The organism is Campylobacter concisus (genome assembly GCF_002913945.1).
GTDB classification, from domain to species: Bacteria; Campylobacterota; Campylobacteria; order Campylobacterales; family Campylobacteraceae; genus Campylobacter_A; species Campylobacter_A concisus_P.
Genome location: NZ_POZK01000029.1, coordinates 1 through 21,428, shown reverse-complemented (window position 1 = coordinate 21,428; position 21,428 = coordinate 1). Strand labels below are relative to the sequence as shown.

Sequence of the window (21,428 nt, the reverse complement as noted above, 5' to 3'; positions counted from 1 at the left end):
GCTTCACTCAGGCAATAAAATTATATAAATTCTTTGCTTAAAGTAATGTTTTGGCAAGCGCGATACAGGCGTTTATATCTTGACTTTGGCTCACTATTGGCTCGGTAAATTCTAGCTCTTTTGCAGTGACCTTTCCAATGCTTATCGCTTGATAGCTCTCATCCCAGCCAAAATTACTAAGAAAATTTTTGACATTTAGCGGAGAAGCAAAGATCAAAATGCTATTTTTTGGTGGTTTTAGCTCCATTTTGCAAGGATTTAAGACATTTTCATAGGCGATAATCGCTTTTATATTTACGCCGCCATTTTGCAAAATTTCTAAGAAATTTGAAGCACTATCTTTACCCTTTAGATAAAGAACCTTTTTACCTTTTAAAAGTGGCAAAATTTCTCTTGCAAAGTCATCTCCGTGAGCTTTCTTTCCGGTATAAATTTCACTAAATCCAAACTCTCTTGCGGCTGTCGCACAACTATTTGCGATGGCAAAGACTGGCAAATTTATAGCTTTTATGTTATTAAATTTTAATGCATTAAAAGCATTTTTAGAAGTAGCTACCAGCACATCATAGTCACTTAAATTTAGTTCAAATTTCAAAAACTCTATCTTGCTAACGCTTAAATTTACAACGCTCTCATCAGTCGTTTTTGTATTTGAAATAAGATAAATTTTACGCAACTCTTTTTAACCTTAAAAAAGATATCAAAGCAAATAATGTGCAAGCTAAAATAACAATAGAAGTCGAATAAAATATATCACCAAGCCCAACTAGCGGAGAGACGATGCCGCCTAAGAAAAATGGGCAAAATCCAAGTATCGCTGAGGCTGAGCCTGCGTATTCTCTGCCTTCGTTCATAGCTAGCGATGAAGCAGTTGGCAAGACAAATCCTGTAAAAAGAAGTAATAAGAAAAATGCGATAATGACGCCGATCACTTCAAATTTAAAGCAAAGCATGAAAGCAATAAAAACACTAGCAAACAAGGTGCCAAAAAGTCCAGTTTTGAGCGCTTTTCTCTCATTTAAAAGACTAGCAAGCCTTGCTCCTATAACAAGCCCTAAACCATTTGAAGCAAAACAAAAGCTATAACTTACTGGACTTAGAGAATAAAATTCTTGAAAAATAAACGAAGATGACGCTATATAGGCAAACATCGCGCCCATCGCAAATGTCTGAATGCTTACGAAAAGCATAAATTTTTTCTTTCTTAAAATTTTGCCAAAAACACTATAAGTCACTAGCAAAGGCATTTTTAAGCGATTTGACTGACTTAAGCTCTCTTTGAAATAAAAATTTGCGATAAAAAGCAAAATGCCAATGATGGTTAGCGCCATAAAGATGCCGCGCCAGTCAGTAAATTTAAGCAGCAAACTGCCGCCTATTGGTGAAAGTATCGGAGCGAGACCATTTACAACCATCATAAGACTAAAAAATTTAGTCATTTCATGGCCCTTATAAAGATCACTCACAACAGCCCTTGAGATGACTAAGCTGCCAGCACTTGCTAGCCCTTGGATGATGCGCATAAAGATAAAAAACTGGATATTTTGCGCAAAAAATATAAAAATAGTGCTTATCGTATAGACGATGAGCGAAATGGTAAGTGGCGTTTTTCGTCCAAATTTATCACTTATTGGTCCAACTATTAGCTGACCTATGGCTAAGCCTGCCATTGATGTCGTGATCGTTAATTGCGTAGCTGTGACGCTTGTTTTAAACCACTCGGTAATAGCCGGAAGTGCTGGCAAATAAAGATCTGTAACAAATGGTCCAAAGGCAGAGAGAGCACCTAAAAATAGCAATAAAAATAGTTTGGAATTTTCTTTTTTCATAGTTTTTCTTTTTTTGGAGAGATTATATTATGACTTTACTTTTTGCTTTATTAAGTATAAATTTACTATTGTTATTATAAAGAATAAGCCCTAGAAATAGGGCTTAGTATTACATTTTGTCTTTAGTGACGATTAAGAGCATTTTAAATTTATCTTTTATCTTTAATCCATGTGGTATTTTGCCCGGAAGCACGATGGTATCGCCTTTTTTGATATCAAAATGTTCATCACCAATAGTTAGCTTCATCTCACCATCAAGTGCGATAAGTAGTGCATCGCCTGGAGCTGCGTGAGTTGAGAGCTCTTGGTCTGTGTCAAAACTAAGCAATGACATTGAGCCGTTTTCGTTCTTTACGAGCGTTTTGCTCACGATTTTGCCTTTTTCGTATTCGACTGCATCAACTAAGCTAAAAATAGCTGCCTTAGGTAAATGATCTATCATTAAATCCTCCTTAAAATCAATTGAAATATATTTCGTTGGTTCGTTAAAAACTAGCTTGCGCCACACTTTTTTCTCTATCAGGCAAGCTTGCTCATTGCCTATATGCATCTGCTTTTCGCCGTAGTATAGGCTAGCACCGCCTTCTACAACCCATGCGAGGCTGTCGCAAAACAGCATCTCATGATCTAGCTCCTCGCCAGTATCAAAAGCAAATACATCGACATGAGCGTTCTCGCAATCAAAAATTCTCTTGCTAACAACGCTTTTTGCGACGACTTTCGTATCGGCATTTAGATTGTAAATTTGACTCATTTTATATCCTTTTTTGTAAAATTATAAAAGGTTAAGAGCTAAATTTCATTGACCAATGTTAATAAAAAGAGAAAAAATATCCTAATTAAAACTAATGTATATAAGGAAGTTCCATTTACAGAAAATTTCATAAAGGGATTTTTGTGTCTACTCTCACTCAATAATTACCATATCATATTTGTTTCTTTTATTCTATAACAGTATCTTTTTAGTTTCTGTTTTTAATATGCGCAACCCAGCTTCCTTGCCGTAGTTTTGTAAGCTTCGTTAAGCACTAATCCAATACCCATTTGATGGAATCTTTTATGCCAATTACAAAAATATCTGTACAATCCTTGCCGGTTGCATTTATACAACAAAACCAACCGACTCATCATTCATATAACAAGCGAGAAAAGGCTTTTCCTGTGAATCACTAATATACTCTTCTGTGCTTTTTGGTATTCCAAACCATTCTGAAAGGTCATATAATATTTCTTTTGATGCACATTCTTTTTCCAGTTTATCTTCAACTTCTTTTATTTTTATATCAATTTACTCTTCCACAACTTCTATACTTTTAAATGTATACCTTTGTTTCTTAAATTTTCTATGCAATCAGCTAGATATTCGATATTGTGCTCTTTGTAAATTGGACTGCTTATAATTTCCTCTTTAAGATTATCGTACTTTTCTGCCGTCCTTCCTCTATAATTTTTATCTTTCCATTCCGCAGAAACTTTATATCCTCTTTTTTCCATCTCCACCATAACCAATACATGGTAAATAAAAAGATGATATGGGGAATATGTAAACACATAATCTACGGTTTTATGTTTCTTTTTCCATCCATTGCCCCTCAAAGCACAACATTCCCTGTGTTGTCCAAGAAGCTGATTTTTAGGCAATAAGTGGATAAGTTTTTCATGCCATAGTCTCATATTTTTCTCCTGTTAACAAGGTTGATTTTTCTAAATATTCATTAGGGTATTTCTTTAGTAAAGTGTTAATGCATTCAATTACAGCCTTCTGACTATTCTCCCCTGCCATATATCCATTTAATATATCAAATAATACCTGTTTTTCAATTGTATTTGCATCTTTTCTGAAATATCCCCATATATGAAGAATGGCATTACTAAAATCTTTTTTGCTCTCCTTCATATCTCTTGTTTCCTGTATTTTTTCATTTAGCCATACAACATCCAGTTCTTTTTCCTTCAAGTACTCCCTTATCTCCAGATATGCTTTTTGCGATTTGCTTAGTACAAAATATTTATTTTTTGCCCATAACTCTTCACATTCTCTTCTTGTATCTTTGTGTCTCATGTTGACGCTTCTTTCAAAATATTCAAACCAAAACAAATCCCATACAATGTATCACAATTTAAGCATTTATTAATAGCATTTAAATTTTTGTTTAGGTAAGGTATAAATGAATATCCTGCATTATTAGTATGTTAAAGTGGGCTCAGATACAAATGATTTTTATTACTATAACCTATTCAAATTTATTAACCACTGTTTCCACAAAAGCCTCCCACCAAAATAATGGAAGGCTTTCTAAATAATTTATCTAAATTTAAAACTCCCTTTGGAACCTACTTTTTCTTACTTTTAGTATCAAAATAGTATCACTAAGGAGCTTTTTGCTTCCGTAAGCCGTTGTGATATTGTATTTTCAACGGTTTTACAGCAGAAATATTTTTGTTACTCTACTCCCACTCGATAGTTGCAGGCGGTTTGCTCGAGATATCGTAAACTACACGGTTTATGCCGTTTACCTCGTTTATGATGCGGCGGCTTACGTTTTCAAGTAGATCATAAGGAAGCCTTGAAAAACTTGCGGTCATGCCATCACTCGCATCTACTACACGCACACAAACAGCGTTTTCATAGGTGCGGTTATCACCCATTACTCCGACAGAATTTACATTTAAGAGCACGCAAAACGCCTGCCAAGTTTTGTTGTACCAGCCAGTACTTTTTAGCTCGTCACGTAAGATTACGTCAGCTTTGCGAAGTAGCTCTAGGCTTGGTTTATTTACTTCGCCCATGATGCGGATGGCAAGACCAGGTCCTGGGAAAGGGTGGCGGAAAACTAGCTCTCGGCTTAGTCCAAGCTCAAGGCCTAGCTTTCTAACCTCGTCTTTAAAAATCTCTCTTAGCGGTTCTATCAGCTCAAATGTCATCCAATCAGGCAAGCCTCCAACGTTGTGGTGGCTCTTTATCGTCTTGCTTGAGCCAACAACTGAGCTTTCGATGATATCAGTATAAAGAGTACCTTGAGCTAGGAATTTCACATCGCCATGCTTCTTAGCCTCTTGCTCAAAAATTTCTATAAATGTCTCGCCTATGATCTTGCGTTTTTTCTCAGGATCTACTACACCAGCCAAGCGGCCAAGGAAGGTTTCGCTTGCGTCTATGCTAACTAGCTCAACGCCAAGTTTTGTTCTAAATGTAGCCTCAACCTGCTCTCTTTCGTTTGTTCTAAGAAGTCCGTTATCAACAAAGACAAGGATCAAATTTTCAGGCACAGCAGCCGCTAGGAGTGCTGCGGTCACAGAGCTATCTACACCGCCACTAACTGCACAAAGTACCTTGTGAGTACCTACTGTTTTTCTTATCTCGTCTATCTTGTTTTTAGCGAAGCTTCCCATGTTCCATGTGCTCTCGCAGCCACAAATATATTTAGCAAAATTCTTTAAAATTTGCGTACCATACTCACTGTGCTGCACCTCTGCGTGAAACTGGATCGCATAAAATTTTCGTTTATCATCGCCAAAAGCACAATAAGGCGAATTTTCACTAACAGCGATCACTTCAAAGCCCTCTGGCAAGTCCTTTACATAGTCGCTATGACTCATCCATACGATTTGTTTTGAAGGTGTATCTTTAAATAGCTCATGCTCTTTAATAACGTTAAGCTCGGCCTTGCCATACTCTTTTTGATCAGCCGCTAAAACCTCAGCTCCATGTGTGTGAGCAAGTAGCTGCATGCCGTAGCAAACGCCAAGTATAGGGATATTTAACTCAAAGACGCCGTTATCGCAAAAATAAGCATCTTTAGCATAAACACTAGCTGGACCGCCACTTAAAATGATACCTTTTGGCTCTTTCGCCTTTATCTCACTAAGTTTTGCATTAAATGGCAAAATTTCAGTGTAGACACCTTCTTCTCTTAGCCTTCTAGCTATTAGCTGAGTGTACTGCGAACCAAAATCCAAAACTATAATCGTATTGTTCATTTATAACCTTTTAAAAATAGATATGAAAAATTTCAAACTGCACATACCAAACAATGATTGATACGATATATCCTAGAACCACCATCCAAGCGTATTTCATATGTGCACCAAAGGTATAAATTCCTTTTAATTTACCCATTACTCCAACACCAGCTGCTGAACCAAAGCTGATCATCGAACCGCCGATACCAGCAGTTAGTGTCACTAGTAGCCACTGACTCATCGCCTCGCCTGCATCAGCTCCCATTGCTGGATTTGCTTTCAAAACAGCTGACATAACTGGAACGTTATCAACGATCGCTGAAAGGAAGCCAACGCCAATATTTACAGCAGTTGAGCCAAATTTATCATAAAGTGATACAGCGTAATTTAAAAATCCAGCAAAATGAAGAGCGCCAACTGCAGCTAAAATTCCAAAGAAGAAAAATAGTGTGTTGTTTTCGATCTTTGACATATAGTGAAATACATGCATTGGCTCTTCATTTTTGTGAGCTTTTTTGAAATAGTAAGTATAAAGACTAAGTAGTGAAAAGCCAAACATCATGCCCCACATCGCTGGCAAGTGGAAAAGCTGATGCATCATAACTGCACAAAAGATAGTAAATGCGCCTATAAAGATAACCGCTTTACCGCCCTTTTTCATAACCACTTTTGGCTCGTTTGCTACGTCAAAATGCGGTGCAGTACTTGGCACCACGCGAGAAAGTAAAAATGCCGTTACAAACCAACCTACGATAGATGCTGGGAAAAGTGCGAAAAAATCGACAAACGGCGCTTTTCCAGCAGCCCAAGCCATAAGCGTAGTGATATCGCCAAATGGACTCCATGCCCCACCTGCATTTGCGGCCACGACAATATTTATCGCGCCTGCTACCAAGAAATTTGTATTATTTCTATCTATCGTTAAAAGCACAGTCGATAGGATAAGTGCTGTAGTTAGGTTATCGGCCACTGGACTTATAAAAAATGCTAAAACACCAGTTAGCCAAAACAGCTTTCTATAAGTATAGCCTTTTGATACGAGATTATATTTAAGTGCGTTAAATACGTCTCTTTCTATAAGCGCTTCGATAAATGTCATCGCCACCATCAAGAAAAATACGATCTGAGCAATCTCTAAAATCAGGTGATTTACCTCATGTTCAAGCGAATGCACATCCATGCCATTTATAAGCATATAAACGCCGATAAGCAGGAACATAAACGTACCGATAAAGATAGCAGGTTTTGCTTTGTCGATATGGAAATTTTCTTCTGCTGCTATGAAAAAATATCCAACAACAAAAATTATAAGCGATAAAATTCCTGCCCACGTAGTAGTTAAGTCAATAGCTGCGGTTTCTCCATCAGCACCAAAAGCCATCGCGAAAAACAAGCCTAGAAGTCCAAAAAACCTCATTATACTCTCCTTGTAGAATAAAAAATCTTGGTATATTACTTAAATGAGCCTAAAAATTAGGTTAGTTAAAATTATTAAGCTTACATTACATTTTTATTTAAATACGAAAATTTTACTAGATTTTGTTTATCTTGTCAGTTTTCTTTTCTTTTACGGGAGCATTTCCATAAAATGGATCATCTTTGTAACCACAACCGCTAAATGCAAAAAGAGTAAAAATTAAAATAAAAAATGATAAGATAAGCCCATGAAAAACGCTAAATTTTTGATAAATACTATTCACGAAAATCCTTTGTATAAAGAAAAATTAAGCATGGCAAATGAGTGCCAACAGCTTTTAGAGCTTATGGGGAAAGCAAAACGATTTTATATAGCTTTTTGCTACGTTAGAGAAGGTGTTTTGACCTTTGTTCTTACTCATCCCACTGGGCTTTTAGAGCTTAGGCGTGATAGTAGTATAAATGATATAAAAAGGTTATTAAAAACCTTTTGCAAATTTAATAAAAATAGCGTTTTTAACAGTATTCTTACTCCAAAACCTATTAACGAAATCAATTATACAAAGAACAAAAAAGAAGAAAATATAAGATTTGTCGTGAGCAAGTTTTTAAAATTTTTCACACAACAACCTACGCAAAGGTCAAATTTCATAATGCCAGCAAGCAAAGGTGAGTTTAAAAATTTAGCAAAAGACGAGCAAATACACCAAAAATTTGAAGAGCTAAGAGAAATTTTGCTCAAGAAAAATGAGCAGGCAAGATGCTAATAGACGAGATAAGAACGCTTCCAAACGAGCCTGGCGTATATCAGTATTTTGACGCGCAAAATAGACTCTTATATGTCGGCAAGGCCAAAATTTTAAAAAATAGGGTCAAAAGCTACTTTAAATTTACCCCAAGTCTAGCTCCAGCTGAAAAACTAAGCCCAAGAATTTCAAAGATGATAAGCGAAGCTGTGCATCTTGAATACATCGTCACTCCAAGCGAAGCAGACGCGCTGATACTTGAAAATTCATTCATCAAACAGCTTAAGCCAAAATACAACATCTTGCTTCGTGACGACAAGACCTACCCTTATATTTTTATAAATTTAAATGATGATTTTCCAAGATTTGAGATCACTAGAAAAGTGGTAAAAGGCTCTAATATCCGCTATTTTGGGCCATATTTTAGCGGAGCTAGCGAGCTACTTGAGGCGCTTTATCTAAATTTTAATCTCGTTCAGAAAAAATCCTGCATCAAAGGCAAAAAAGCCTGCCTTTTTTATCAGCTAAAACGCTGTTATGCCCCGTGTGAAGGCAAAATTTCAAAAGAGAGCTACGCTAAGATCGTAAACGATGCTATCGCAGCCTTACAAAATCCAAATTTGCTCATCACTCGCCTTGAAGAGCTCATGCTAAACTACGCCAAGGCTGAAGACTACGAGCAAGCAGCCGCGACTAGAGATAAGATACAAACACTTAAAAATATGCAAACTAAGGTTGAAGTTGATCTTGCTAAACTTGAGGACTTTGAGGCATACTCGGTCGCTTGCGTGCACGATATGATCTGTGCGGTGAGATTTAGCGTACAAAGTGGCAAGATAACTGGCGTAAAAACTGACATCACGCAGGCTAAAAACGCTCAAAAAGACGAGATAAACGAGGCTTATAAGCAGGCCATTTTAAAAAGCTTCATAGCCGGTCAGCCGATAATTAGCACCAAAATTTATGTGCATGAGAGCTTTGAAGATAGTGAGCTGGTGGAGGAAATTTTAAACGAGAGATTTGGACGTAAATTTAGTATCACATATCCAAAAATAGGCGATAAGCGTAAAATTTGCGAAATCGCTACAAAAAACGCTGAAGTTAGCATCGAAAAATACCTAAAAACGCACGATAACGTGCTATTAAACGAGATAAAAGAGTACTTTGACCTAGCTCACACGCCTTACGTGGTCGAGGCTTACGACAACTCACACCTTTTTGGCGAGGCAAGTGTCGGAGCTATGGTGCGCTATGAACACGGCGAGTGGGCAAAGCAAAACTACCGTTACATGCATCTAAACTCTAAAAACGACTACGATCAGATGAAAGAGAGCCTAACAGCTAGAGCGCTTAGATTTGACAAGCTTAGCCCACCTGATCTTTGGGTCATTGATGGTGGTGAAGTGCTTTTAAACTTAGCCTGTGAAATTTTAGAAAGCAGTGGCGCAAATGTCGATGTGATAGCCATTTCAAAAGAAAAGATCGATGCCAAAGCTCACCGCGCAAAAGGCGAGGCAAAGGATAAAATTTACACAAAAAATGGTAGCTTTAGTCTAAGTACAAGTGATAAAAAGCTTCAGTTTTTCCAAAAAATGCGCGATGAAAGCCATAGATTTGTCATCAGTTTTCACAGAAAAACAAGGCAGAAAAACGACATGCAAAGATCAGTGCTAAGACAAGCTGGCGTATCCGAGGGCAGTATCGCGAAATTAATCAGCTTTTACGGAAGTTTTGATAAAATCAGCGAAGCAAATTTAGACGAAGTGGCAAAAATAACAAACAAAAGCGTAGCAGAAAAGCTTGCAGTACTCAAAGAAGGAAATTTGAAGTGATAATATATGATGAAAATTTAAAAATATCTGCGATAACGCAAGATTCACTTGAGCTATTGGGTTTTGATAGTTTAGATGATTTTTTGTTGCAATACAAAGATATAAGTGAGCTAGTCATAACAAGCCAAGAAAGTCCAAACTACAGTTTCTTGGAATTTTTACAAAATACGAAAGATAATAGCGCTAGAGTAAATTTAAAAAGAAAAGATGGTGGTGCGATCTTACTAGAAGCGAGATTGCAAAATGCCATTTTAAAAAATGGTGAGAAATTTTTTATCGTGCTTTTAGAAAAGCAAGACATAATAAACAACCAAAATCTAATAGCAGCAGTAAAAGTAAAACCTACATTAAGACTGCCTGTTTTTAAACTAAACGCATGGTATCTTTTTGATACGCAGACACAATCACTTATTGATGATTCTTGGTTTGAAACATCGCTTAAAATACTAAATTTAAATAAAAAAGATTTTGCATCCTATTTAAATATATTTTTGCGCAATGCAAGAGAAATTCTTATCCAAATCCAATCAGCCATAATCGCAAAAGACGAGATAATGCTCAAAAAATACGTAGATGAGATAAAAGAAGCTGCATTAAATTTAAAGCTTAATAACCTTGCAAATGAGCTTAACGCTTTTTTAGATAACAATCAAAATGGAAAAATGAAAGAGATGTCTCTTTTTACCAAAAGACTAATTGAGATAGAAAATATCGTCAAAAAATATAGCAAAAAGAGTATCCATGAAAAATAATAAATTTTATATATTATTAGCGCCAATAATAATTTCAGCGATCTTTTGCGCATATAGCGGAAATGAAAGCTATAAAAAATTTACAGATCTAAAAGATCTAAATGAAAAACTATATAAACAATCCTTAGTATTTCAAACTATAAGATCTGTAATACAAGAGCACGATACGCTAATAGGCAAAAGCCAAGAAGATATAAAAAAGTTGCGAGATAGCACCTTAAAAAATACACAAAAATTTATAAATTCTATAAGAAAAGACGATCGCATCGAGATACGAAATATAAATAAATTAAAAGAATTACTAGCAAATCTAAACCAAAATGATAAATTTGATGAACTATTTTACGAATTTTTCCAAAATATAAATGGAGAAATAGATAGCAATTTTAAACAAGATTTAGACCAAGACTTTCCGCTTATAATAAAAGCTTATGTTGCAACTTTAAGTAAAATTTACAATCAACTCTCTTTAGCAAACAACACTAAATACTACGTAAAAAATATCTTTATAAATGGCCCTTTATTTTCAATAAACAATGATGTAAGAGAAAATATATATTCCGTAAAGGACAACACGCCAAATCTTGATATGCTTCCAAAAAGTGAGCTAAAAGAGAATATTTACAAAGACTTTAACCAGTTTGAAGCCAACTATCAAGCTAAAAAAATAAGAGAAGCTAAAGCCAAAATCGCATTTTCTGAAAAGCTAAATATCGAAGATATTATCTTAATCAAACAGTATGAAGATGATAAATTTATACTTTTATTAGATAGTGCCATAAATATAAAAAATGAGCTGTTAGAACTTACCGAGAGCGAGAAAATAAGCTTTGGCATAAAGACTTTTTTTGAGTTTTTGCTTTGTGGCTTGCTCATTTTATCTTTGCTTAGTATTTCTGCTAGGTTGAAATTTTTAAAGGTGCTTATCGATAAGTCAAAATACATATCAAACTATATCCTATCATCAAAAGAGACAAGTGCGGATAATGCGATATCAAAACTCATAAAAACTTATGAGGATCTAAAAGAAACTTATATAAAAGATAGCAGCTTTTTTCAGATAAAAGATAGATATATTTTATCAGTGAGCAAGAAGCTAGAGTCCATTAATAAAGAAATTTTTACATCGACCGCGGCTTTAAAAATAGAAACGAATAATAGCAAAAAGCAAGTATTTATAGACACAATAGAAAAAAATGCAAATATCATGACTTCGCTTTATAACAATGCTAAAAATATCTCAAATGTTAAAAAATATAGCGAATGCAATAAAACCGAGATATTTGATCCTCAAAAAAGCTTTGAAGAAATTTTGCAAGCAAATATCGTCTATTCGCAAAGTAAAAAGATAAATTTTATAAGCTATCTTGATCCAAGCCTTACAAATGAACTAGAAGGAAATCTAAATTCATTAAAAACCGCATTTAACTCTATCTTTTTGGCGTCTTTATCAATGTCTTTAAGACATCAAAATATTATCATCGCTATCAAAAAAGTTCAAAAAGAGTTTGATAGAAGTGGACTTTGTTCTGTAAGCTTTAGCATAAAAAATAGCTCAGCTGCCATGAGCGAAAAGCAAATTTCAGATATATTTTTAGATGATGAGAATAGCTTAAATAATGATGAAAGCGAGTTTTATCTAAAAATCGCTCAAATTTATTTAAAAAATTTAGAAAGCAAGCTGGAGATTAACTCGTTTCCAAGTATTGGCAACGAGTTTAAATTTGTAGTCATTTTTAAAACAACATCAAACTATAAAGACTTTGATATAAAATGCAATCATAAATTAGCATTCTTGCAAGATGTAAATGTCGCTTACAACGAAGCTTTTGAGCAGACTACAAAAGACCTTGGGCTCAAAGTGGATATGCTAACAAGCACTAGCCCATCTATTACAAAAAATTATGATGCTATATTTTTAAGAAACACCAATAAGCAAGGTCAAGATATTAAAAATCCGCTCATTTTAAAAGATCCGCTAACTCCGTTAAGCATTACAAGGCTACTTTGCTTAGGCGAAGCTGATATTATGAATAAAAATTTAAACGATAAACCAAAAATTTTAATCTGCGATACTAACGAAATTTACATAGATATAACAGCAAGTGGCTTTAGTAAATTTAACTGTGAAGTTGTTGGGGTTTGCAATAAAAAAGATCTAAAACAAGCCATAAAGCAAGGCGATTTTGACCTTATCTTTGTTGGCTCGAAATTTTTCGAAGCTGAAAAAAATAGCATTCAAAAAAATCTTGATCTTATAAAAACAGCCATACAAAATGCGAAAATTCCAATTATACTAATGCTTTCAAACACTTCAAATATAGATGGAGACAGTGTCAAAGAATACTTCAATGCCTATATAAAAACGCCAATAAATAGCGACGAACTGGCTCAAATTTTTAGAAAATTTTTGCCAAATTTTGGCGAGATTGCAATAGACGAAAGCTATCTAGCAAAAAGCGAAAATATTATTTTATTTAAGAAATCGCCAATGGAAAATAAAATATTTAGCTCAGCTTTAGGAGAATTTTACAACACACTTGAAACCACAAATAGCTTTGATGAGCTATTAACAAAGATAAAAACCAAAACTTATGGCATCGTTCTTATAGATGAAAATGTAAAAGACTTCAACTACGAAGAGCTAACAAGAGTTATTGATAAGATAAGGCAAAGCAAAAAGGTTGATACAAGAGTACTGATATTTGGCGCACAAGAAAGAAGTGAATTTCCTTTTGTAAAAGTGCTAGCCAAAAATATCACAAAAGCAGAGCTTTCAGCTACAGTAAGAGAGCAAATCGATTCTATGGGCACTAGCTACGCTAAAAGCTCTTATGAATTTATTAAGTTTAACGCCTAAAACTCTTTTGCGTTATTTTTAAATACATTTAGCACGCTTGCTCGCTTATGGCAAATTTCAGCGTATTCTCTTTCGCTCTTTGAGTCATAAACTATACCAGCTCCAGCCCCCACAAATACATCACTAAAGCCATTTTCACTTGGCACAAATATGGCTGATCGAATAAGAATAGCAACCTGAGCATCGCCATTAAAATGTAAAAATCCAATGCCACCGCCATAGATATTTCGCTCAGAAATTTCAAGCTCATTGATTATCTGCATAGCTCTTATTTTTGGGGCACCACTTAGTGTGCCAGCTGGAAAAATACTAGCTAAGACGTCAAAAAGATCAAGCCCTTTAGCGCACTTGCCATAGACATCGCTTACGATATGAATTACTTTTTCATATTTTTGGATATGCATAGCATTTTTTACAGATACACTTTTTGGCTCTGAAACCCTGCCGATGTCATTTCTGGCAAGGTCGATTAGCATTTTATGTTCAGCCAGCTCCTTTTCGTCATTTAAAAGCTCATTTTCAAGTGCCGCATCTGCATTTGCATCGCTTCCTCTAGGCCTTGTGCCTGCGATCGGAGCTACAAAAATTTGCTCACTTTTCATCTCAAAAACAAGCTCTGGCGAAGAGCCAACCACATCGCCATAAGGTGTAGGAAAATGAAACATATATGGGCTTGGATTTGTAAGTGAGAGCTTTTTATAAAATTCCAAACTACTCATATTCGTTGAAATTTCAAGCAATTCACCAAGCACCACCTGAAAGACATCGCCATTTCTTATATACTCTTTTGCTAACTCAACCATATCCTCAAAGTGTTTCTTTTCTCTACCAAGATCAGTTTTTATACTAAATTTACTCTGCTCTTTGCTTTTGCATTCAACTTTTGTATCAATCAAAAAGTCATAATATTTATTCTTATCTCCATAAAATGTATAAATTTTACTCATCTTGTCAAAGTGTAGATAGGCCTTCGCATCAGCGTAGATAAATTTTGGAAATTCGTACTTTTTAGCTTTCTCTTCTCCAATATATTCAAAATATCTCACGCCATCATAAGCAAAAACACCAAAAAGTCCCGCAAACGGAGCTAAAGATTTATTACGATTTGTATCAAAATAACTTCTAAGCCCATAAAAATCCATATCCTTTTCATCGATGTATTCGCAATCAATGCCTATAATCGTTTGCGTCTTATCCTCAGCTAGGTAGCTATTTTTAAATTTTTCTCTAATCACTTCATAATAAAAGAGTGGTTGTTCTAAGAGCATTTTTTTCCTTTAATTTTTTGATGATTATAAAAAAAGTTCGCTTTTAGTTTTTAAAATTTTTATCAAATTTCTAAATTTATGCCCAAATTTCACCTTTTTACTATTTTTTTAACACCGCTTGGCTAAAATTTGGCACTCATAAAAGGAAATTTATGCTTTTTGTTGAACTTTTTATAATTGGTATCGGCGTTGGATACATCGCTGGCTTTTTTGGCATCGGTGGCGGCACAGTAGTTGTTCCTATAATGGTCGCCTTTGGATATGACATAAAAACCGCTATTGGCATAAGCGTCATGCAAATGATATTTAGTGCGACTTTTGGCTCGTATCTAAACTACAAAGCTGGGTTTTTAAAGCTAAACCGTGGCGTATTTTTGGGGCTTGGCGGTCTTGTTGGGGCAAGTTTTAGCGGTATCATCGTATCGCACGCACCTGCACTCTTGCTTGAGTCGATGCTTCTAGTGACATTTATCTTTTCACTTATAAAACTATACTTTTCACCAAACAGCGACGGCTCAAATGCGAATAATTCGCTCTTTTTGCTATTTTTAGTTGGCGTTTTTGTTGGTGTTTTTGCCATTAGTATCGGTATCGGTGGAGGCGTCTTTATCGCGCCGATCTTGGTTGGCTTTTTACGCTACGAGCTGAAAAAAGCCGTTTCTATGGGCGTGTTTTTCGTTATGTTCGCAGCCATCGCGGGCTTCATCTCGCTCTCACTAAATGGCCATATCTCATACGCTGAGGGCGCATTTTTAGGTCTTGGCTCGCTAATAGGCGCATACTTTGGCACCAAAAAAACGCAAAATACCGACAAAAAAACACTTAAAAAATGGTTTTTGGTCTTTTACATAGCGATGATATGTTTGATATTAAAAGATATGTTTTTTGAGTAAGAGCATGGCTAAATTTGCCACGCTCTTTTTTTAAATTTCTTCAAAAAAATAGGCTTCGCTTAATTTAAAAGCAAGCTTATCTAGCTCGTCTTTACTTAAATTTACGCTCTTTGCGATATCTTTTAAACTAGCTTTGCCATCAAATTTTAAAGCTGCCTTGATCTCTTCATGGTTTAAATTTAACTTGCCATTTAGCTCATTTGCCAAAGATATGACTGGCGAGCTAGCCTCCAGAAAATACCCAAGATAGGCCGCAGCTCTAGGCTTTAGCCTAGTTTTTTTAGGCTCATAAGCAAGTGCAGCAAGCTTTAAAGATGAAATTTTGGTGTTTTGATCATTTAAAATTTCAAGTAGCCCCATAAATGCTTCGCCTTCGCTCTCACCAAGTGCGGCCTTTACTTTACTTAAATTTAGGCTTTGCGGATAGGCTTTGCTTAAAATTTCTTGTGTTTTTGTCCTTGGCTGCTCGCTAAAATATGCAAAATAAATCCTATCAAGCTCGCTCTCTCCAAGCACCGCGTCAAAGTCCTCAGCACCGCCAAGCCTCTCCTTGTGAGCGATGAGGCTTTTTCTAAATGATCTATTAAATAAAAAATCGTTTAGTTGCTCTTTTTTGATGCGATTTTGATAGCTTTGCTCTATATGTGCGTCAAAACGGTAAATGCCAGTTGAGCTTGCAAAAATATCATTTAGTGAGGCATCTATGACGTAGCAAAGTCCGTGCTTGTCGATATGTTTAGCAAATTTATGAAAGTAGATTGGCTCGTTGCTTGCCTCTAAAAAGTCATGCAAAATATAATAATCATTGCCCTTTGCGATGATACCTTGTAAGAAATTTAGCTGTGTTAAAAGAAGCTTCATACTATCTTTGTATACGACATCGCTTTGGTTTTGTAAGCTAAATTTCAAATAATCCTGCAAAAAATTTAACTCACCTTTCACATGAGCAAGTGCTTCTTTGCTGTCGTTGCCTGAACTTACAAAAAGCATAAAATCTCTTAAAATATCAAGGCTCTTCCAGCCAGGATAGGTATTATACGAAACATAAGCGATGCCATCCTTGCTAAGTAGCGCCTTTATCGTAGCAAGCAGCGCATCTCTTACATTTGGGCTCACCCAGCTATAAACACCATGAGCGATAATATAGTCAAATTTCCCAAGCTCTTTTATATCGCTTTCGTTCATGTGCAAAAAATTTCGCTCAAGCAGAGTAAAATTTTCTAAACCTATCTGCTTTGCTACTTTGTTACCTTCAGCCACTTGATGGCTTGAAATGTCGATACCAACGACTTTTGCATTTTTATGTGAAATGGCAAATGGCAAGATATTACCGCCATATGACGAGCCAAGCTCAAGCACCCTAGCCTCTTTTAAGCCAGCTACCTTAAGCCCCAGAAATTTAGCAACCGCTTCTATCCTAACTGGCGAGCAGTCGCTAAATGCAGCCGAGAAATAAGGAATTTCATCGTAAGCTTTCTTTGTTTTATTCATCAGCTATGTTTTCTTGCAAATTCTCTCATAAACTCGCCAAGTTTTTCAACATCGCTTTGGCTAACGGCATTGTAGATAGAGGCTCTTATGCCACCAAGATGTCTATGGCCTTTTAGCCCTAGCATGCCCTCTTTTAGTGCTTCTTCGACAAAAACTGGCTCAAGCGCGTGATCTTTTGGTATCGTAAAGCTCACGTTCATATCTGACCTGCTTGATTTTTTGGCATGGCCCACGTAAAAGCCATTTGAGCCGTCTATGATGTCATAAAGCGTGCTTGCTTTTTTGGCATTTATCTTCTCAACCTCGGCAAGTCCGCCAAGATCTAGTAGGTGCTGCATAGTTAAATTTAAAAGATAAATTCCAAAAGTTGGCGGTGTATTATAGAGTGAGTTTGCCTCTACATGCGTTTTGTAGCGCAAAAACATAGGGACATTTTGGCTGCTCACGCGATCAACCAAGTCTTTTCTTAAAATGACGATAGTCACGCCACTTGGGCCTGCATTTTTCTGAGCGCCGCCGTAAAGCAAGCCGATACTGCTAAAATCAAGCGGTCTAGCGAAAAAATCGCTCGAAGCATCGACAACTAGGGGCGATTTAGTCTTTGGCATAGCCTTATACTGTGTGCCATAAATCGTATTATTTGAGCAGATGTAGGCGTAGTCGGCGTCATCACTAAATTTCACCTCAGGGATGTAAGAGAAATTTTCATCCTCACTACTTGCGACGACATCTACATTTACGCCAAGTACTTTTGCCTCTTTGATGGCTTTGTTTGTCCAAACGCCGGTGTTTGCGTACTGCGCCTTGCCACCTTGATATAAATTCATTGGTATCATGCTAAATTGCAAGTGCGCACCACCTTGCAAAAATAAAATTTCATACTCATCGCCGATGCCGTAAAGCTTTCTTATCTTCTCCATCGCGCCAAAGTGGATCTCTTCAAAGGTCTTGCTTCTGTGGCTGATCTCCATGATCGAGTAGCCCTCGCCTCTGTAGTCGGTAAATTCGGCCTTTGCATGCTCTAAAACGCTTAAAGGTATCGCACTTGGGCCTGCGCTAAAGTTGATTTTTCTACTCATTTTTACTCCTTGATAATTGCTTTTTTATGTGTAATTTGCGAGATAAGCTCTATCTCATCGCCTGAATTTAGCTCTCTTAGATCGATCTTGTTACCATTTTTTCTAACCTCGATAAGCCCTTTTGTGCTCTCAAAAAAGAGCTCCCTCATCTCATAAGCCTTCTCTAGCGAGCTAAGGGTCGAGCCTAGAAGCAAGATCTTTCTTTGCACGGCGTTTGTTAGGGCATTTTGCTTGTTTGCCACCTCGCTAAATTTTAGCTCGATCCTAGATTTTAGAGCGTTTGACGAAAATTTAGAAAGAAGGACATTTAGCAAATTTTGCTTTTTGGTGATCTTTAAGCTTAAAGCGCTATCAAGATCGTCGCTGAGCCTATCAAGATACTGAAAAAACGCCTCTTCATCAGGCAAAAGATCAAGCATAGCTGCACTTGGTGTAAGCGACCTGCGGTCTGCTACAAAGTCGCTTATAACGTAGTCGATCTCGTGTCCGATAGCGCTTATGACTGGCGTTTTGGTAGCATAAATTTCACGCGCCAGGCCCTCGTCATTAAAGCACCAAAGATCCTCTTTACTACCACCTCCGCGAGCCAAAACGATCACATCAACGCCGTATCTATCAGCTCTTCGTAAAGCCTTTATAAGCGAGTTTGGGGCATTTTCACCTTGAGTTAGCGCGTCAAATATATAAATTTCGCTTAATTTCCAACGACTCGTCACGACCTTTAACATATCCTGAAGCGCCGCCGAAGTAGCGCTTGTGACAAGGGCTATTTTTTTAGGTAAATTTGGTATCTCTTTTTTTGCAGCAATGTCAAAAAGCCCCTCATTTTCGAGCTTTTCTTTAAGCTGCCTAAATGCAAGCTCAAGCTCACCCTCGCCATCAGGCAGCATCGCACTAGCCACTAGCTGATACGACCCACTTGGCGAATAAATGGTCACTTTGCCATAAATTTTTACTTTTAGCCCATCTTTTGGTAAGAATTTCACCTTTTGGTTGTTCATGCGATACATCACAGCTGAGATGCTTGACTTTTCATCCTTTAGTGTGAAGTACCAGTGCCCAGAAGCGTGCTTAGTAAGGCGCGAAATTTCTCCACTTACCTCGACGTAGTCAAGGGTTGCTTCAAGCAGTGCCTTTGCTTTTTCGTTTAGCTCAGAAACACTAAGCATTGACTTCTCTTACCTTTTTAGCAATAAATAGCGTCGAGATATCCATGCTAAAGCCCTTACAAAGCTCTATCTTAAAGCCAGCCTCTACAAGCTCATCACAAAAACTCTTTGCGTCAAGGAAATTTTCGATCGAGCTTGGCAGATACTCGTATGCCTCTTTGTTTTTTGAGATAAAGCCGCCGATACTTGGCAAAATTTTACTTAGGTAAAAATCCCTTAGCAAGGTTATAAGCCCCTTTTTCTGGCGTTTTGTAAATTCAAGCACGACAACGTAGCCATTTAAAGCAAGCACTCTGCTAAACTCCCTAAGTGCCGCCTTTCGCTCGACCACATTTCTGATACCATAGCTTATGCTTAAAATTTGAGCCTCGCCACTTGTAAGCGTAGTGTTGTCAGCGTAGGCCTCTATAAATTTAAAATTTGGAAATTTTGCCCTAGCCTCTTTTAGCATACCACTTGAGGGATCGATACCAGTAAGGCTTTTTATCTCAACGCCAAATTCTTTTGAAATTTCACTCCAAAGCCCCATCATATCGCCAGTACCGCAAGCCACATCTACAATATTTATGCTTTTATTTTTAAAAATTTCTAGCATATATCTGCAGGCAAATTTCCTCCAGCTCACATCCACACCAAGACTTAGCACCCTGTTTGCGACGTCATAAGTCGGAGCGATCTGGTTAAACATATCAACGATTTTTTCTTGTTTTTGCATAAATTTGCCCTTTTATATGTAGTAAATTTTTAAATTTCTTGAAATTTTGCGAGTTGCTTTTATAAATTTAAGACGCTTTCTTAGTATCTCTTCTCTACTTTTATAAATTTGCTTGTAAATTTTACTCTCGAGCCTCTCTTTATCTGGCATTTCTGGAAGTCTTTTAAGGATGCCGAGCCAGACGTCATAGTCTTGAAGATTGCCAAAAATTTCTTGCATCTGCTTTAGCTTCTCTTCATACTTTTTAAGCCCTTCAAAATAGAAAATTTCACATAAAAGCTCGTATGTATATCTCATCTTCTTAAGCTCTATCCTAAGATCATGAAAGCTCTCATTTGGGCAGTCTTGATTTAAGCCTTTTAGCCTTTTTTGAGCTAAAACCAAAAGCGTTCTAAGCTTAAACGAACCAAGGCGCGAAAGGCTTACATCAAAGAGTTTTGACTTATAAAATTCACCCTCGTTTAAAAATATCTCCCACTCTTTTAAAAATGCGTAATTTTCTTCGTCGCCAAGGTAGCTTTTTACATTTTCATACTCTAAATCTAGAGCCTTTTGCACAAAATAGATAGGCTCATTTGCATGTTTTTGCTCGTTTAAAAAGCTCAAAAATACATCCAAATCTCGCTTTTTGTTTGTCGAGTTTGCAAGCATTTTAAAATTCTCGCCAAAAAAAAGTGTCACTTTCTCATCAAAAACGCCACTAAAAATTTTAAGTAACGATCTAACCTTTCTTAAATTTACGCGAAGCTCATGCAAAACTTCTTCATCTTTGTCTATCAAATACTGGCTTTTTAGCCTTTTTATTACTTTAAAAATACTAACAAAAAGGACTCTTAGCGCCTCTCCGCTTTTTAGATTTGCAGCAAAATTTGGCAGAATTTCTTTTTCTTTTATGATCTTATAGGCTCTTTTGTAGTCAATTTGTTCATTTTCATTAGCATGGATGGCAAGAAATTTGTTTTTATATCTTTTATCGCAAGTTACGTCACTTTGGCAAAAATTTTCTAAAAATGGTGGCAGCTTGAAAAAGACGGCCTCATTTTCATCGCTAAATTCGATTTCAAATGTACAAAGCCCGTTTAGTTCATTTTTAAAAATATCAATATTGCAAGGATTGTTATTTAGTTTAAAAAAATATCTATCTTTTAAGATGACGCTACCAATGCGGTTTTTAAGAGCCTTTTTAAACTCCGCTTTTTCGCAAAATTCTTCATTTTCTTCCCTGATCAGATCTTTACCGATCTTTACAGTTTTTATAAATTTATCCTCTTCACTTCGAAAGCGGATCTCTTCATTTTGCGTTATCTTGGTATAAAACTGAGAAATTTCAAGATGCTTAAAGACTACTCCAGCTTCTTTTAAAAAATCTAGAATTTGAGAATTTTTGAGTAAAAATTTACGCTCTATCTCCAAAC

The 21,428-nt window shown here is 36.4% G+C and carries 19 protein-coding genes; 5 read left to right on the top strand and 14 right to left on the bottom strand.

Going from position 1 to position 21,428, the window contains the following annotated elements:
* Positions 1 to 37: 37 nt before the first annotated feature.
* From CYP64_RS06570 to CYP64_RS10020, 8 genes are all read right to left on the bottom strand, one after another.
* Positions 38 to 676, bottom strand: coding sequence for a uroporphyrinogen-III synthase (locus CYP64_RS06570; RefSeq protein ID WP_103649139.1), 639 nt, complete (start codon positions 674 to 676; stop codon positions 38 to 40).
* Positions 669 to 1,829, bottom strand: a complete 1,161-nt coding sequence (locus CYP64_RS06565) for a multidrug effflux MFS transporter (RefSeq protein ID WP_103649138.1) — start codon at positions 1,827 to 1,829, stop codon at positions 669 to 671. The genes CYP64_RS06570 and CYP64_RS06565 overlap by 8 nt, the downstream gene beginning before the upstream one ends.
* Before the next feature lie 109 nt (positions 1,830 to 1,938).
* A complete protein-coding gene (locus CYP64_RS06560; protein WP_103649137.1) occupies positions 1,939 to 2,583 on the bottom strand; it encodes a cupin domain-containing protein in 645 nt (214 codons plus the stop codon).
* 551 nt (positions 2,584 to 3,134) lie between these two features.
* Positions 3,135 to 3,503, bottom strand: coding sequence for a TIGR02328 family protein (locus CYP64_RS06550; RefSeq protein ID WP_103649136.1), 369 nt, complete (start codon positions 3,501 to 3,503; stop codon positions 3,135 to 3,137).
* A complete protein-coding gene (locus tag CYP64_RS06545) occupies positions 3,487 to 3,891 on the bottom strand; it encodes a YbgA family protein (protein WP_103649135.1) in 405 nt (134 codons plus the stop codon). The genes CYP64_RS06550 and CYP64_RS06545 overlap by 17 nt, the downstream gene beginning before the upstream one ends.
* 386 nt (positions 3,892 to 4,277) lie before the next feature.
* The gene (gene guaA, locus CYP64_RS06540; RefSeq protein WP_103649134.1) at positions 4,278 to 5,810 is read right to left on the bottom strand and encodes a glutamine-hydrolyzing GMP synthase; all 1,533 of its coding nucleotides are present in this window, start codon (positions 5,808 to 5,810) and stop codon (positions 4,278 to 4,280) included.
* Positions 5,811 to 5,820: 10 nt separating this feature from the next.
* A complete protein-coding gene (gene nhaD / locus CYP64_RS06535; RefSeq protein ID WP_103649133.1) occupies positions 5,821 to 7,209 on the bottom strand; it encodes a sodium:proton antiporter NhaD in 1,389 nt (462 codons plus the stop codon).
* A gap of 115 nt (positions 7,210 to 7,324) precedes the next feature.
* A complete protein-coding gene (locus CYP64_RS10020) occupies positions 7,325 to 7,492 on the bottom strand; it encodes a hypothetical protein (protein WP_167496277.1) in 168 nt (55 codons plus the stop codon).
* A gap of 30 nt (positions 7,493 to 7,522) precedes the next feature.
* On the opposite strand from CYP64_RS10020, the gene CYP64_RS06530 reads away from it, so the two are divergent.
* From CYP64_RS06530 to CYP64_RS06515, 4 genes are read left to right on the top strand one after another with little or no spacing between them, the layout of a single operon-like run.
* Positions 7,523 to 7,975, top strand: a complete 453-nt coding sequence (locus CYP64_RS06530; RefSeq protein ID WP_103649187.1) for a hypothetical protein — start codon at positions 7,523 to 7,525, stop codon at positions 7,973 to 7,975.
* On the top strand, positions 7,969 to 9,786 hold the full coding sequence (gene uvrC / locus CYP64_RS06525) for an excinuclease ABC subunit UvrC (RefSeq protein WP_103649132.1): 1,818 nt from the start codon (positions 7,969 to 7,971) through the stop codon (positions 9,784 to 9,786). The genes CYP64_RS06530 and uvrC overlap by 7 nt, the downstream gene beginning before the upstream one ends.
* Positions 9,783 to 10,538 (top strand): hypothetical protein, encoded by a 756-nt coding sequence (locus CYP64_RS06520; RefSeq protein WP_103649131.1) that lies wholly within the window; start codon positions 9,783 to 9,785, stop codon positions 10,536 to 10,538. The genes uvrC and CYP64_RS06520 overlap by 4 nt, the downstream gene beginning before the upstream one ends.
* A complete protein-coding gene (locus CYP64_RS06515; RefSeq protein ID WP_103649130.1) occupies positions 10,528 to 13,398 on the top strand; it encodes a response regulator in 2,871 nt (956 codons plus the stop codon). Before CYP64_RS06520 ends, CYP64_RS06515 begins: the two co-directional genes overlap by 11 nt.
* Here the strand turns inward: CYP64_RS06515 and CYP64_RS06510 are convergent.
* Complete coding sequence (locus CYP64_RS06510) at positions 13,395 to 14,666, bottom strand: anthranilate synthase component I family protein (protein WP_103640948.1); 1,272 nt, start codon at positions 14,664 to 14,666, stop codon at positions 13,395 to 13,397. The genes CYP64_RS06515 and CYP64_RS06510 overlap by 4 nt on opposite strands.
* A 152-nt stretch (positions 14,667 to 14,818) precedes the next feature.
* Here CYP64_RS06510 and CYP64_RS06505 point away from each other — a divergent pair, with 152 nt between their 5' ends.
* A complete protein-coding gene (locus tag CYP64_RS06505) occupies positions 14,819 to 15,559 on the top strand; it encodes a sulfite exporter TauE/SafE family protein (protein ID WP_103640949.1) in 741 nt (246 codons plus the stop codon).
* 30 nt (positions 15,560 to 15,589) lie between these two features.
* Here the strand turns inward: CYP64_RS06505 and CYP64_RS06500 are convergent, their stop codons facing one another.
* The 5 genes from CYP64_RS06500 to CYP64_RS06480 are packed head-to-tail and all read right to left on the bottom strand — an operon-like array spanning position 15,590 to position 21,426.
* Entirely contained in the window at positions 15,590 to 17,050 is a 1,461-nt protein-coding gene (locus CYP64_RS06500; protein WP_103649129.1) for a class I SAM-dependent methyltransferase, read from the bottom strand.
* Positions 17,050 to 18,129: a phosphoserine transaminase gene (gene serC, locus CYP64_RS06495; protein ID WP_103649128.1), complete on the bottom strand. Its 1,080-nt coding sequence runs from the start codon at positions 18,127 to 18,129 to the stop codon at positions 17,050 to 17,052. The genes CYP64_RS06500 and serC overlap by 1 nt, the downstream gene beginning before the upstream one ends.
* Before the next feature lie 2 nt (positions 18,130 to 18,131).
* A complete protein-coding gene (xseA, locus tag CYP64_RS06490) occupies positions 18,132 to 19,298 on the bottom strand; it encodes an exodeoxyribonuclease VII large subunit (protein WP_103649127.1) in 1,167 nt (388 codons plus the stop codon).
* Complete coding sequence (ubiE, locus tag CYP64_RS06485) at positions 19,291 to 20,013, bottom strand: bifunctional demethylmenaquinone methyltransferase/2-methoxy-6-polyprenyl-1,4-benzoquinol methylase UbiE (protein WP_103649126.1); 723 nt, start codon at positions 20,011 to 20,013, stop codon at positions 19,291 to 19,293. Before ubiE ends, xseA begins: the two co-directional genes overlap by 8 nt.
* A gap of 12 nt (positions 20,014 to 20,025) precedes the next feature.
* Positions 20,026 to 21,426 carry a CYTH and CHAD domain-containing protein gene (locus CYP64_RS06480; protein WP_103649125.1) on the bottom strand — a complete coding sequence of 467 codons (1,401 nt, stop codon included), beginning with the start codon at positions 21,424 to 21,426 and terminating at the stop codon, positions 20,026 to 20,028.
* Positions 21,427 to 21,428: the final 2 nt, after the last annotated feature.

Bases quoted from the DNA above. Each gene is read 5' to 3' on its own strand.
- CYP64_RS06565 (WP_103649138.1), bottom strand. From the start codon at position 1,829: ATGAAAAAAGAAAATTCCAAACTATTTTTATTGCTATTTTTAGGTGCT.
- CYP64_RS06560 (WP_103649137.1), bottom strand. From the start codon at position 2,583: ATGAGTCAAATTTACAATCTAAATGCCGATACGAAAGTCGTCGCAAAA.
- CYP64_RS06550 (WP_103649136.1), bottom strand. From the start codon at position 3,503: ATGAGACTATGGCATGAAAAACTTATCCACTTATTGCCTAAAAATCAG.
- CYP64_RS06545 (WP_103649135.1), bottom strand. From the start codon at position 3,891: ATGAGACACAAAGATACAAGAAGAGAATGTGAAGAGTTATGGGCAAAA.
- guaA (WP_103649134.1), bottom strand. From the start codon at position 5,810: ATGAACAATACGATTATAGTTTTGGATTTTGGTTCGCAGTACACTCAG.
- nhaD (WP_103649133.1), bottom strand. From the start codon at position 7,209: ATGAGGTTTTTTGGACTTCTAGGCTTGTTTTTCGCGATGGCTTTTGGT.
- CYP64_RS06530 (WP_103649187.1), top strand. From the start codon at position 7,523: ATGGCAAATGAGTGCCAACAGCTTTTAGAGCTTATGGGGAAAGCAAAA.
- uvrC (WP_103649132.1), top strand. From the start codon at position 7,969: ATGCTAATAGACGAGATAAGAACGCTTCCAAACGAGCCTGGCGTATAT.
- CYP64_RS06515 (WP_103649130.1), top strand. From the start codon at position 10,528: ATGAAAAATAATAAATTTTATATATTATTAGCGCCAATAATAATTTCA.
- CYP64_RS06510 (WP_103640948.1), bottom strand. From the start codon at position 14,666: ATGCTCTTAGAACAACCACTCTTTTATTATGAAGTGATTAGAGAAAAA.
- CYP64_RS06505 (WP_103640949.1), top strand. From the start codon at position 14,819: ATGCTTTTTGTTGAACTTTTTATAATTGGTATCGGCGTTGGATACATC.
- CYP64_RS06500 (WP_103649129.1), bottom strand. From the start codon at position 17,050: ATGAATAAAACAAAGAAAGCTTACGATGAAATTCCTTATTTCTCGGCT.
- serC (WP_103649128.1), bottom strand. From the start codon at position 18,129: ATGAGTAGAAAAATCAACTTTAGCGCAGGCCCAAGTGCGATACCTTTA.
- xseA (WP_103649127.1), bottom strand. From the start codon at position 19,298: ATGCTTAGTGTTTCTGAGCTAAACGAAAAAGCAAAGGCACTGCTTGAA.
- ubiE (WP_103649126.1), bottom strand. From the start codon at position 20,013: ATGCAAAAACAAGAAAAAATCGTTGATATGTTTAACCAGATCGCTCCG.